The organism is Streptomyces sp. NPDC026500, assembly GCF_055567635.1.
This window is the reverse complement of the sequence record NZ_JBVHQB010000021.1, coordinates 13521-25997: the sequence shown is the minus strand read 5'-3', so window position 1 is coordinate 25997 and position 12477 is coordinate 13521. Positions and strand designations below refer to the sequence as shown.

At 72.6% G+C, this 12477-nt stretch carries 12 protein-coding genes; 4 read left to right on the top strand and 8 right to left on the bottom strand.

Going from position 1 to position 12477, the window contains the following annotated elements:
* Position 1 precedes the first annotated feature (1 nt).
* Genes ACZ4N5_RS31635 through ACZ4N5_RS31625 form a run of 3 tightly spaced genes read left to right on the top strand, consistent with a single transcriptional unit; the run spans position 2 to position 4171 of the window.
* Positions 2 to 910: a carbohydrate ABC transporter permease gene (locus tag ACZ4N5_RS31635; RefSeq protein ID WP_467760566.1), complete on the top strand. Its 909-nt coding sequence runs from the start codon at positions 2 to 4 to the stop codon at positions 908 to 910.
* A gap of 4 nt (positions 911 to 914) precedes the next feature.
* Positions 915 to 1814, top strand: a complete 900-nt coding sequence (locus tag ACZ4N5_RS31630) for a carbohydrate ABC transporter permease (protein ID WP_467760459.1) — start codon at positions 915 to 917, stop codon at positions 1812 to 1814.
* 50 nt (positions 1815 to 1864) lie between these two features.
* Positions 1865 to 4171: a beta-xylosidase/alpha-l-arabinosidase gene (locus ACZ4N5_RS31625; RefSeq protein ID WP_467760458.1), complete on the top strand. Its 2307-nt coding sequence runs from the start codon at positions 1865 to 1867 to the stop codon at positions 4169 to 4171.
* Positions 4172 to 4403: 232 nt separating this feature from the next.
* On the opposite strand, the gene ACZ4N5_RS31620 is transcribed toward ACZ4N5_RS31625, so the two are convergent.
* From ACZ4N5_RS31620 to tsaB, 4 genes are read right to left on the bottom strand one after another with little or no spacing between them, the layout of a single operon-like run.
* The gene (locus ACZ4N5_RS31620; RefSeq protein WP_467760457.1) at positions 4404 to 4661 is read right to left on the bottom strand and encodes a hypothetical protein; all 258 of its coding nucleotides are present in this window, start codon (positions 4659 to 4661) and stop codon (positions 4404 to 4406) included.
* On the bottom strand, positions 4658 to 5761 hold the full coding sequence (gene tsaD / locus ACZ4N5_RS31615) for a tRNA (adenosine(37)-N6)-threonylcarbamoyltransferase complex transferase subunit TsaD (RefSeq protein ID WP_467760456.1): 1104 nt from the start codon (positions 5759 to 5761) through the stop codon (positions 4658 to 4660). Before tsaD ends, ACZ4N5_RS31620 begins: the two co-directional genes overlap by 4 nt.
* A complete protein-coding gene (gene rimI / locus ACZ4N5_RS31610; protein ID WP_467760565.1) occupies positions 5754 to 6227 on the bottom strand; it encodes a ribosomal protein S18-alanine N-acetyltransferase in 474 nt (157 codons plus the stop codon). The genes tsaD and rimI overlap by 8 nt, the downstream gene beginning before the upstream one ends.
* Positions 6228 to 6244: 17 nt before the next feature.
* Positions 6245 to 6898: a tRNA (adenosine(37)-N6)-threonylcarbamoyltransferase complex dimerization subunit type 1 TsaB gene (tsaB, locus tag ACZ4N5_RS31605; RefSeq protein WP_467760455.1), complete on the bottom strand. Its 654-nt coding sequence runs from the start codon at positions 6896 to 6898 to the stop codon at positions 6245 to 6247.
* 110 nt (positions 6899 to 7008) lie between these two features.
* Between tsaB and ACZ4N5_RS31600 the strand changes: the two genes are divergently transcribed.
* On the top strand, positions 7009 to 7563 hold the full coding sequence (locus ACZ4N5_RS31600; RefSeq protein ID WP_467760454.1) for a hypothetical protein: 555 nt from the start codon (positions 7009 to 7011) through the stop codon (positions 7561 to 7563).
* Between the two features lie 796 nt (positions 7564 to 8359).
* Here ACZ4N5_RS31600 and tsaE read toward each other — a convergent pair.
* The 4 genes from tsaE to ACZ4N5_RS31580 all read right to left on the bottom strand — a co-directional run bounded on the left by tsaE (position 8360) and on the right by ACZ4N5_RS31580 (position 12433).
* Entirely contained in the window at positions 8360 to 8893 is a 534-nt protein-coding gene (tsaE, locus tag ACZ4N5_RS31595; RefSeq protein WP_467760453.1) for a tRNA (adenosine(37)-N6)-threonylcarbamoyltransferase complex ATPase subunit type 1 TsaE, read from the bottom strand.
* On the bottom strand, positions 8859 to 10094 hold the full coding sequence (locus tag ACZ4N5_RS31590) for an alpha/beta fold hydrolase (RefSeq protein WP_467760452.1): 1236 nt from the start codon (positions 10092 to 10094) through the stop codon (positions 8859 to 8861). Before ACZ4N5_RS31590 ends, tsaE begins: the two co-directional genes overlap by 35 nt.
* Positions 10095 to 10237: 143 nt before the next feature.
* Positions 10238 to 11410: an alanine racemase gene (gene alr, locus ACZ4N5_RS31585; RefSeq protein WP_467760451.1), complete on the bottom strand. Its 1173-nt coding sequence runs from the start codon at positions 11408 to 11410 to the stop codon at positions 10238 to 10240.
* 114 nt (positions 11411 to 11524) lie between these two features.
* Positions 11525 to 12433, bottom strand: a complete 909-nt coding sequence (locus tag ACZ4N5_RS31580; protein WP_467760450.1) for a L,D-transpeptidase family protein — start codon at positions 12431 to 12433, stop codon at positions 11525 to 11527.
* Positions 12434 to 12477 lie beyond the last annotated feature (44 nt).

Genomic DNA, 12477 nt, shown 5'->3' with positions numbered 1-12477 from the left:
CGTGACGCAGGTCAAGGGCGGCCCGCGGAACGACGCGGGCCGCCCCCGCTCCAACCGACGCAACAGGGCCGGACGCCCGAGCGCGGCGCTGGCCCTTCCCGGCGTCCTGTTCTTCGCGTTCTTCGCCCTCGCCCCGATGGTCCTGGCCTTCTACCTGTCGTTCACCAAGTGGAACGGCCTGGGCGACCCGCAGCCGGCCGGTCTGGCCAACTGGCGCAAGCTGCTGAGCGACGACCGGCTGACCCAGTCGCTGACGGTCACCGTCGCGCTGACCGTGGTGAGCTGGGCGTTCCAGACGGTGATCTCCCTGCTGCTGGGCGTCTGGGCGGCGGGCAGGCAGCGCAATCGCGCTGTTCTCTCGGCAATCTTCTTCGTGCCGTTCCTGCTGTCGTCGACGGCGATCTCCCTGCTGTTCTACGCACTGCTGGACCCGAACTTCGGCATCATCCACAAGGACACCCTGGGGACGACCAGCGGCGCGTTCCTCGCGATCGTGTTCGTCGGCGGCTGGCAGTTCATCCCCTTCCACACCCTGATCTACCAGGGCGGAGCACGGCAGATCCCCGAGGTGCTCTACCAGGCGGCGGCGATCGACGGGGCCGGACGTCTGCGGCAGTTCTTCTCGATCACGCTGCCGCAGCTCCGCAACACGGCGACGACGTCCGGTGTGCTGATGGTCGTCGGTTCGCTGACGTACTTCGAGACGGTCCTGATCCTCACCCAGGGCGGTCCGGGCACCGACACGGCGATCCTGCCGTACCTGATGTACGAGGCGGGCTTCAAGAGCTACGACTTCGGCTACGCGAGCGCCGTCGCCTCGTTCCTGGTGCTCGCGGCGACCGCGCTGTCCCTGCTGATGGTGAAGCTGTCCGGCTTCGGCGCGATGCGCAGTACCCGGGAAGGAATGTGACGGCATGTCACACGACACATTGTCCCGTCCCGTGAAGACGGACTCCACCCCGGCCGCCGAGCGGCCCGCGCGCCGCCGCAGGCACTGGGCCAGGCGCGCCAACCCGCTCGCCGGCGCCGGAACGCTGATCTGGCTGGCCGTCGTGATCATCCCGATCTACGCGATGTTCTCGGCCTCGCTCACCCACCAGGACGAGGCGCTGGGCCACAACGCCCTGAAGCCGCCGTCCCATCCGACCCTGGACAACTACAACACCGTCCTGCACAACGGCTTCGGCCACCTGCTGTGGAACACGGTGCTGGCGGCGGCCGGCGTCGTCCTGATCGTCCTGGTGCTGTGCGTCCCGCTGTCCTACGTGGCCGTGCGGACCCGCAGCGTGTGGTCGGGGGCCGCGTTCCGGCTGTTCCTGCTGGGCGTGGCGATCCCGGCGCAGGCCGTCGTGGTGCCCCTCTACCTGATGATCGCCAAGCTGAACCTCTACGACAGCCTGCTCGCGATCGTGCTGCCGACGGCCGCGTTCGCCATGCCGGTGTCGGTGCTGATCCTCACCGGCACGCTGCGGGACATCTCGGAGGAGATGTACGAGGCGATGGCGCTGGACGGCGCCTCCACCACCCGGATGCTGTTCCAGCTCGTCATCCCGATGTCCAAGGGCGGCATCAGCACCGTCGTCATCTACGCGGCGCTCCAGGCCTGGAACGGCTTCCTCTTCCCGCTGATCTTCACCCAGTCCGAAGGGCCACGGGTGCTGACCCTCGGCCTGTTCGACTACGTGAGCGAGTTCGGCGTGAACATTCCCGCGATCCTCGCCTCGGTCGTCCTCTCCGGTGTCCCGATCTTCATCGTGTACCTGGTGGCCCGCCGCGCGCTGGTCGGCGGCCTCATGGGTGTGGGCGGCAAGTGAACGTGTACGACCAGGGGCGCTCGAACCCCCCTTTCCCCGACAGGAGTTCCATGACCACCGCTCCCTGGCGCGACCCCGCCCTGCCCGCCGCGACCCGCGTCGACGACCTGCTCTCCCGGATGACCCTGGAGGAGAAGACCGCCCAGCTCTACGGCGTGTGGGTCGGTGCCGCCACGGACGGTGGCGGAGTCGCCCCGCTCCAGAGCGAGATGTCCTCCGACTACGACTGGGACGAGCTGATCACCCTCGGTCTCGGCCAGCTCACCCGCTCGTTCGGCACCGCCCCCGTGGACCCGGCGCTGGGCGCGCAGGCCCTTGCCCGCGCCCAGCGCCGGATCACCGAAGCGAGCCGCTTCGGCATACCCGCGGTCGCCCATGAGGAGTGCCTGGCGGGCTTCACGGCATGGCAGGCGACGGCGTATCCGGTCCCGCTGTCCTGGGGCGCCACCTTCGACCCGGAGCTGGTGGAGGAGCTGGGCCTGCGCATCGGCGAGGACCTGCGCTCGGTCGGCGTCCACCAGGGCCTCGCCCCGGTCCTGGACGTGGTCCGCGACCTGCGCTGGGGCCGGGTGGAGGAGACGATCGGCGAGGACCCGTACCTGGTCGGCACCGTCGCCACCGCCTATGTGCGGGGCCTGGAGTCGGCCGGGATCGTGGCCACGCTCAAGCACTTCGCCGGATACGCGGCCTCGGCGGGTGCCCGGAACCTGGGGCCGGTGCGAGCGGGTGTACGCGAGCTCGCCGACATCACGCTGCCGCCGTTCGAGATGGCACTGCGCGAGGGCGGCGCCCGTTCGGTGATGGCCGCCTACAACGACACGGACGGCGTCCCGGCGTCGGCCGACCCGCAGCTGCTGACCGAGCTGCTGCGCGACGAGTGGGGCTTCACCGGCACGGTGGTCTCGGACTACTTCGGCGTCGGCTTCCTCCAGACGCTGCACCGGGTGGCCGGCACCGAGGCCGAGGCGGCGCACAAGGCGCTGGAGGCCGGCATCGATGTCGAGCTGCCCACGCTGAAGTGCTACGGCGAGCCGCTGGTGGCCGCCGTCCGCGCGGGCACCGTCCCCGAGACGCTGATCGACCGGGCGGCCCGCCGGGTGCTGCTCCAGAAGTGCGAGCTCGGCCTGCTGGACGAGGACTGGCAGCCGGAGACCGGCCGCCCCGTCGACCTGGACTCCGCGGGCAACCGGGCGCTCGCCCGCAAGCTCGCCGAGGAATCGGTGGTCCTCCTGGACAACGCGGACGGCGTGCTGCCGCTGGCCCCGGACACCCGGATCGCGGTGGTCGGCCCGCGCGCGGACGACCCCCTGGCGATGCTCGGCTGCTACTCGTTCCCCTCGCACGTGCTCATGCACCACCCCGAGGTGCCGATCGGCGTGGACATCCCGACCGTGCTCGACTCGCTGCGCGCCGAACTGCCGGACGCCAAGGTGACGTTCGCGCAGGGCTGCGAGGTCTCGGAGCCGGACCGGTCCGGTTTCGAAGAGGCGGTGGCGCGGGCCGCCGAGGCCGACGTGTGCGTGGCGGTGCTCGGCGACCGTGCCGGACTGTTCGGCCGGGGCACCTCGGGCGAGGGCTGCGACGTGGCCGACCTCGGCCTGCCGGGCGTGCAGGGCGAGTTGCTGGACGCCCTGGTCGCCACGGGGGTCCCGGTCGTCCTGGTGCTGCTCACCGGCCGCCCCTACGCGCTGGGCCGCTGGCAGGACCGTCTCGGCGGCGTCGTCCAGGCGTTCTTCCCCGGCGAGGAGGGCGGCCCCGCGGTGGCGGGCGTGCTGTCCGGACGGGTCGGCCCGTCGGGCAGGCTGCCGGTGAGCGTGCCGCGCGACCCGGGCGGTCAGCCGTGGACCTATCTCCAGCCGCCGCTGGGCCTGAAGGGCGAGGTCAGCAACCTGGACCCGACGCCGCTGTACCCGTTCGGCCACGGCCGCTCGTACACGTCGTTCGACTGGGAGCCGGCCGAGGTTCCCGAGACCGAGATCGGCACCGACGGCTCGTACGACGTGTCGGTGACCGTCCGCAACACCGGTGAGCACGCGGGCGCCGAGGTCGTCCAGCTCTACCTGCACGACCCGGTGGCCTCGGTGACCCGCCCGGACGTGCGGCTGATCGGCTACCGGCGCCTGGACCTGGCACCGGGTGAGGCCCGCCGGGTGACCTTCCGCTTCCACGCGGACCTCTCGGCGTTCACCGACCGCACCGGCGCCCGGATCGTCGAACCGGGCGCCCTGGAGCTGCGGCTCGCCGCCTCCAGCGCGGACGTGCGCCACACGGCCGGGCTGAACCTGACGGGTCCGGTGCGCAAGCTGGGCACGGACCGGCGCATGCGCTGCGAGACCGAGGTCGAGCAGGTGTCCTGATCCGACGGAGGGCACTCCGGGGGGCCGGCAGCCGGGTGAGGACTCGGCGACCGGCCCCTCGGGGGATCCAGCCCGTACGTCCGGCCCGCGCCCGGGCGGCGGGACCCACCAGTGGTCAGCCGCGTGGACGGCGGGAGTCACCGGTGGTCAGCCGCGTGGACGGCGGGAGTCACCGGTGGTCAGCCGCGTGGGCTGCGGGACTCACGGGTGACCGTCGGCCGAAGGACGGCGGTCAGTGTGCGTGGACCGACTCGAAGCGCCATCTGTGCACCGCCCGGGTCACCAACTCACCGTCCGGCTCGGGCAGTTCGGGCAGGTCCGCGTCGTATGCCGCGTCCCACCAGGTGATGACGAGGACCCGGTCCTGGGGTGCCCGCAGGATCTCCCGCCGCACCGGGTCCCCGGGGATCTCCTGCTCGCGCACCCAGGCGAGCAGGTCATCACCCCGGCCGGAGACGGCGCGTGCCTCCCACATCAGCGCGACGGTCACGGGTAGAGGTTCTCCTTCGCGACCTCGTGCACGTGATCATGCGTGTGCGCTTGCCCGCGCCCCGGCACATGCGGGTCCGTGACCGGCAGCGACGAGTCCGCCGACAGGTCCCAGTCGGAGGCGGCCCGGTTCCGGGCGACCATCTCGGCGCCCAGCGCGGCGACCATCGCGCCGTTGTCCGTGCAGAGCTTCGGGCGCGGCACCCTGAGCCGGATCCCGGCCGCCTCGCAGCGCTCCTGGGCGAGCACGCGCAGCCGCGAGTTCGCGGCCACGCCACCGCCGATCATGAGGTGGTCGACGCCCTCGTCCTTGCACGCGCGGACGGCCTTGCGGGTGAGCACGTCCACCACGGCCTCCTGGAAGGACGCGGCCACATCGCGCACCGGCACGTCCTCTCCCGCCGCCCGCTTGGCCTCGATCCAGCGGGCCACGGCGGTCTTCAGGCCGGAGAAGGAGAAGTCGTACGCCGGGTCGCGCGAACCGGTCAGACCGCGCGGGAACGCGATCGCCTTCGGGTCGCCCTCCTTCGCGTACCGGTCGATGACCGGGCCGCCCGGGAAGCCGAGGTTCAGCACACGCGCGATCTTGTCGAAGGCCTCGCCGGCCGCGTCGTCGATGGTCGCGCCCATCGGCCGTACGTCGGAGGTGATGTCGGTGGACAGCAGCAGCGACGAGTGGCCGCCGGACACCAGCAGGGCCATCGTCGGCTCCGGCAGCGCGCCGTGCTCCAGCTGGTCCACACAGATGTGGGAGGCGAGGTGGTTGACGCCGTACAGCGGCTTGCCCAGCGCGTAGGCGTACGCCTTCGCGGCCGAGACCCCGACGAGCAGCGCCCCGGCGAGCCCAGGTCCGGCGGTGACGGCGATGCCGTCCAGGTCCCTGGGCGACACCCCGGCGTCCTTCAACGCCCGCTGGATGGTCGGCACCATCGCCTCCAGGTGCGCCCTGGACGCGACCTCCGGCACGACCCCGCCGAAACGCGCGTGCTCGTCGACGCTCGACGCGATCGCGTCCGCGAGCAGGGTGGTACCGCGGACGATGCCGACACCGGTCTCGTCGCAGGAGGTCTCGATGCCGAGGACGAGAGGTTCGTCAGCCATGGGTCTCTGTTCCTTGTACGGAGGTCGATGGGTCGTGCAGGCGCATCACCAGGGCGTCCACGTTCCCCGGCTGGTAGTAGCCGCGCCGGAAGCCGATGGCCTCGAAGCCGAAGCGCTCGTACAGCTTCTGCGCGCGGACGTTGTCCACGCGGCATTCGAGCATCACCTCGGCGCAGTCGAAGTCGCTCGCGGCCCGCAGCAGTTCGGTGAGCAGCCGGCCACCGAGGCCGGTGCCCCACTGGTCCTGCCGCACCGCGATGGTCTGCACGTCGCCCAGGTCTCCCGAGGCGGCGAGCCCGGCGTATCCGACGAGCCGGTCGCCGTCGCAGGCGACCAGATAGCGCCGGGTCGCCTGGGGCCCGCGGGAGTGGGCGAGCTCGGACCAGAACATGCCCCGGGACCAGGCGTCCACAGGGAAGAGTTCCTTCTCCAGCTCCAGTACGGGATCGATGTCCCACCAGCGCATCTCGCGCAGCACGACGGTCACTTGGGGGTGACCACCTTGTAGTTCTTGGGCACCTGGGCGTCCGGGCGGCGCAGATACAGCGGCCGGGGCGGCTCCGGTTCCTCGCCGGCGGCGAGCCGTTCCGCGGCCAGGGCGGCGAGCGCGGCGGCCGAGACGTACTCGGGCGCGCGGGCGTCCTTGAAGGTGTCGGGGTACAGGAGGGCGCCCGCGCCGACGGCGGGCAGCGCGGCGACCGTCCCGTCGATCTCGGCGGGGCGGTCCACGGCGGGCTCCGACAGCCGGGTACGGCGGTCGGCGTAGCGCGCCCAGTAGACCTCCTTGCGGCGGGCGTCCGTGGCGACGACGAACGGACCCTCCACGTCGGCCGCGTACGCGAGCCCGTCGAGGGTGCACACACCGTGCACGGGCACGCCGAGCGCGAGTCCGAAGGTGTCGGCGGTCATGAGGCCGACGCGCAGCCCCGTGTACGGGCCGGGGCCGACGCCCACGACGATGCCGGTGACGGCGTCCAGCTTGAGGCCTGCCTCGGTGAGCACCCGGTCGACGGCCGGCAGCAGCAGCTCTCCGTGCCGGCGCGCGTCCACCTGGCTCGACGAGGCGATGACGGACGTGCCGTCGTGCAGGGCGACGGTCACGGCGGGGGTGGCGGTATCCAGAGCGAGCAAGAGCACGCAAACAGCGTACGGCGCCGGAGCCTGACGCAAGGCCGCCCGGGACTCCCGTCCCTCGGCTGCTACCGTCACAGCAAGTACGTACGAAGGTCGAGAGGTGGGCACACAAGGTGGCTAGGAGCAGCTCGGGAATCGTGGCCGGGCTCACCGTGGCGGCGATCGCGGCAGTCGGCTTCCTCGCCTTCCAGGCATCCGCGAACGTTCCGGACACCCTGGGTGAACCCAGTGCGAGCGTCTCGGCCAAGGCCTCCGCCCACAAGGCACCCCAGAAGAAGAAGGACCCGGCCGCGCTGCCGACCCCCTCCGGCACCGGCGTGCGGGTCGTGTACTCCACCGGCGGCGACCGCGTCTGGCTGGTCGGCGCGGGCAACAAGGTGCGGCGCACCTTCAAGGTCACCCCGGGCACCGTCGACCCGGCCGCCGGCACCTACGCCGTCACGACGCGGGCCGGCGCGGTCACCGGGTCCGACGGCACGCATATCGAGCACGTCGTACGGTTCACGCTGGTCAACGGCGTCGCGATCGGCTTCAGCGCCGCGGTGGACGGCTCCACGGACGCCCCGGACCCCGAGAAGAAGCTCGGCGGCATCCGTGCCTCGCGTGCCGACGGCGACGCGATGTGGGCGTTCGCGATGGTGGGCGCGAAGGTCGTCGTCGTCGGTTAGCGGCACCCTGCCGCGTCGGCGTCAGGCGGCCTTGCGGGGTCGCTCGGAAGCGCTCGGTTCACTCAGGGGCGCGCGGGGCGGCCTGGACACCGCCTCCGCCGCGGCGCACGCCGCCAGCAGATCCCGCATCGACACCCCGGCCATCGCGCGCGGCGCGGCCGGCACGTCACGTTCTGAAGCCGGCACTGCAGCCGACTCTGATGCCGACATGGACGCCTCCTCGGGCTTCGGGGGCAAGCTCGGTTAGGTAGACCTAACTACGTACTGATGTCCATGTGACCACGGCCGGGACGCCGAACGCAATATTTTGCCGACGTCCTGTCGGAAACGTTGGCCGAATGTACGAGCGAAAGACGCCCACGCCGCGAAGACCCCGGTGAGCCCACGAGCTCGGCACGGAGACGCCGCGAGCTCGTCGCGGCCAGGCCACACGCTCGCCGCGGAGAGGCCGGGAGCTCGGCGCGGACAGGCTGCGGGCTCGGCGCGCACAGGCCGCAAGCTCGGCACGGAGACGCCGAGAGCTCGGCACGGTCGGACGGCATGCTCGGCGCGGACAGGCCGCATGCTCGCCGCGGGGACGTCGAGAGCTCGGCACGGTCGGGCGGCATGCTCGGCGCGGACAGGCCGCATGCTCGCCGCGGGGACGCCGAGAGCTCGGCACGGTCGGGCGGCATGCTCGGCGCGGTCGGGCCGCAGGCTCGGCACGGACAGGCCGCATGCTCGCCGCGGGGACGCCGGGAACGTCGGCGCGGTCGGGCCGCGAACGTCTGGACGTCAGGCAGCGATCTTGTCGTCGTCAGGCCGCGAGCACGGTCAGGTCGGTGGCGGCCCAGCGCTGCCCGAGTCCCGTGACGGTCACGTGGCGCACCTCGTCGGTGGTGTCCCCGACGGCCCGGTGGATGACGACGTGCAGACGGTCGTCGGTCAGCTCCTCGACCTTGCCCTCGCCCCACTCCACGACGATCACGGAGTCGGGGAGCGAGACGTCGAGGTCGAGGTCCTCCATCTCGTCGAGCCCGCCGCCGAGGCGGTACGCGTCCACGTGCACGAGCGGCGGTCCGTCGCCGAGGGAGGGGTGCACGCGGGCGATGACGAAGGTCGGCGAGGTGACCGCGCCGCGGACACCGAGCCCCTCACCGAGTCCGCGGCTCAGCGTGGTCTTGCCCGCGCCCAGCTCGCCGTTCAGCATCACGAGGTCGCCCGCGCGCAGCAGCTTGGCCAGTCTGCGGCCCAACTCCTGCATCTGTTCGGGAGAGTTGACGGTGATCTGCACGCCGACGCCGTCCTGGGCGGGCTCAGCCGGGTTGTGCGCTGCTGCTGGTGCTTCCATAGCCGCCAACGGTAGCGCCTGCCGGCACGGCTCCCGCGCGCATGAGGAGGTCGGCGAGGCGGTCTATGACGACCTCGGGATGCTCCAGCATGACCAGGTGTCCCGCGTCGGGGACGAGCACCAGCTCCGCGTCCGGCAGCAGGTCGGCGATGGCCTCGCTGTGCTCGCTCGGCGTCACCAGGTCCTTGACCCCGGCGAGGACGAGGACGGGCATCTCGGTGAAACGGGCGAGCGCGGCGGTCTTGTCGTGCTCGGTGAACGCCGGGTAGAACTCGGCGACCACGTCGATCGGTGTGCCCTCGATCATCCGCTCGGCGAACCGCTCGATGGCCGGATCGACGTCCCGGCTCGCGAACGAGTACCGCTTGATGACCCCGGCGAACAGGTCGGCCGTGGCCCGCCGTCCCCGCTCCACCAGGGCGGCCTGCTGCCCGAGCGCCTTCAGTACGCCCGGCAGCACGCGCCGCACGGCGTTGACGCCCGCGACGGGCAGCCCGAAGTTGACCTCGCCGAGCCGCCCCGACGACGTACCGACCAGGGCGACGGCCACGACCCGGTCGCGGATCAGCTCGGGGAAGTGATCGGCGAACGCCATCACGGTCATACCGCCCATGGAGTGCCCGACGAGCACGATCGGGCCCTCGGGCACCGCCGCCTCGATGACGGCCAGCAGGTCGCGGCCGAGCTGGTCGATGGTGACCGGCTTCCGGTCCTCCAGCTGGGCGACACCCCGCCCGGACCGCCCGTGACTGCGCTGGTCCCAGTGCACCGTGCGCACGACACCGCGCAGCGCGGCGCGCTGGAAGTGCCAGGAGTCCTGGTTGAGGCAGTAGCCGTGGCTGAAGACGACGGTGACGGGGGCGGGGGCCTTGCGGCCGAAGAGCCTGCGCCGGCGCGGGGCGAGCGAGGCCTCCGGCTCGGCCTCGTCGACCTCGTAGTACAGCTCGGTGCCGTCGTCGGCGTAGGCCTTGCCGGGCGTGCCGCGCAGCGAGCCGTACGGGCCGGTCGAGTCGAGGGCGAGGCGCGCCTTCTTGCGCATGCCGCGGCCGACGGTGAGCCGCTCGATCGCGACTCCGGCCGCGGCGCCCGCCGCGACCACGCCTATCGCGGCGCCGGCGACTCCGGCCTTGCGCCAGTTCCCGGCGGAGGCGGCGGCCGCCGAGGCCGCGCTCACGACGACCTCCGCACTGCTCTCGCTCACGTCCCGCTCCTCTTCGCTCCGGCTGTCGGCTGTTGGCTTTGTCTGTGGCTGTGGCTGTGTCTGTGCGCGCGTCGGTGCGGCTCTCGTCCACCGTGTGCGGCCCGCCGCTCGCCGGGCCCGCGCGCCTGTTCGGCTAAGGGGTGTTACCCGCCTTGTTCCTCTTTCACATTCACGTAGACGCGCGGAACGCGGGTTCCGATGCGCGTGACGATTTCGTACGCGATCGTGCCCGCCGCGCGCGCCCAGTCCTCGGCGGTGGGCTCGCCGCCGTCGCCGGGCCCGAACAGGACCGCCCGGGCGCCGGGCTCCGGCTGGTCACCGCCGAGGTCGACGACGAACTGGTCCATCGCGACCCGGCCCGCGACCGTACGCCACTTGCCGCCGATCAGGACAGGGCCGGTGCCGGAGGCGTGCCGCGGGATGCCGTCCGCGTAGCCGACGGGGACGAGGCCGAGGGTGGTCTCGCCGGGGGTGACGTAGTGATGGCCGTAGCTCACGCCGTGGCCCGCCGGAGCGTGCTTCACCAGCGAGAGCGACGCGCTCAGCGTCATGACCGGACGCAGTCCGAAGTCGGCCGGGGTGCCGAGCTCCGGGCTCGGCGAGATCCCGTAGACCGCGATCCCGGTCCGTACGAGGTCGAAGTGGCTCTCGGGGAGGGTCAGCGTCGCGGGCGAGTTGGCGATGTGCCGCACCTCGGGGCGCAGCCCCTGCTCCTCGGCGTACGCCACCATCTCGCGGAAGAGCGCGAGCTGGGCCTGGATCGAGGGGTGCCCCGGCTCGTCGGCGCAGGCGAAGTGCGACCAGAGCCCGGTGACGGTGATCAGCCCGCGGGCCTCGGCGCCCAGGGCCTCGGCGACGAGCTCCGGCCAGTCGGCGGGCTGGCAGCCGCCGCGTCCGAGGCCGGTGTCGGCCTTGAGCTGCACCCGGGCGGGCGAGCCGACGGCCTCGGCGGCCGCCACGGCCTCCCGCAGCGCCCACATCCCGCTGACCGACACGTCGACGTCGGCCTCGATGGCCTCGGCCCAGGGGCCGCCGGGGGTCCAGAGCCAGCACATGATGCGCCCCGGCAGGCCGGCCGCCCGCAGTGCGAGCGCCTCCTCCGGGGTGGCCGTGCCGAGCCAGGTGGCGCCCGCCTCGCGCGCCGCGCGGGCACACGGGACCGCGCCGTGGCCGTACGCGTCGGACTTGACCACGGCCATCACGGCCGCGGTCGGCGCGTGGGCACGCAGGGTCCGCACGTTGGCTCGCAGGGCGGCCAGATCGATCTCGGCGCGGGCGCGCAGGGGTGCCGTCCGCGGGTGTGCTGTCTCTGTCATCGCGCCCCAGTCTCTCAGAGGCGAACGACAGCCTTCCGGCACCGGCCCCCGGGACGGGCCCGGGGGCCGCTCCGGGCGCTGCGACGGCAACGGGACCCGTCCGCTCGATCCGCCCTAGCTGCCGGGCCTCCGGCCCCACACGTACACGCGGTCGCGCGTCCTGAGCACCTTCCAGAGCGCGCGGGCGTCGGCGAGCCGCAGATTCACGCAGCCCATCGAACCGCCGACCGTGCGGATGCTTCCGTAGACGGCGTGGAAGGCCTGCCCGCCGCTGAAGAACTGGGCGTACGGCATGGGGGTGTTGTACAGGGTCGACCAGTGGTACCGGTGCTTCCAGAAGATCCTGAACCAGCCGGTCCTGGTGCGGTGTCCCGCCCCGCCGCTGCGCATCGGCACCGGCCCGTACAGGGTCCTGCCGCGTTGCTGCACCCAGGTGATCTTGTGGGTGAGGTCGACACAGGCGACCCGGTAGGAACGGGCCGGGCAGCCGCGGGTGACGTGCGGGGCGCTCCGGGCGGACAGCATCCGCATGCGGGCCCAGGTCAACGGTCCGGCGATTCCGGTGACCGGCTCGATGCCGTGCTTCTTCTGGAAGGCACGGATGGCCCGGCAGTCGGCCGCCGACTGCTTCCCGTCCACCCTCAGCTTCAGCCACCGCTCGGCCTGCCGCTGGTACGGGCCCCTGCGCCCGCCGCACGCCGCCGGACGGGCGACGGCCTCCCCGAACGGCGCGTACGTGATCGGTGCACCGGTGTCCTCGGGCGCGTCCCGCGCCTCCCGCTCGTCCTCCCGGGCGGTGGACGTGTCCACGGCCGGTGGCGGCACCGGGCGGCCCAAGGTCTCGCCCTGCCAGGACGGATGCGGTCCTCTCGCCGCACCGGGCAGCGACTGGCCGACGGGGCCGACGGGGCCGACGGCGGGCAGCGGCGGCGCGGACGCGGCCGCCGCCGTCCCCGCGGGCACGGCCACCACCACCGCCAGCAGCACCGCGAACCCCCGGCACACCTTTCGTCTGCTCATCATGCGAACAGCCATACGCAACGACGCGCCGCCCCCGGGTGAGCCGC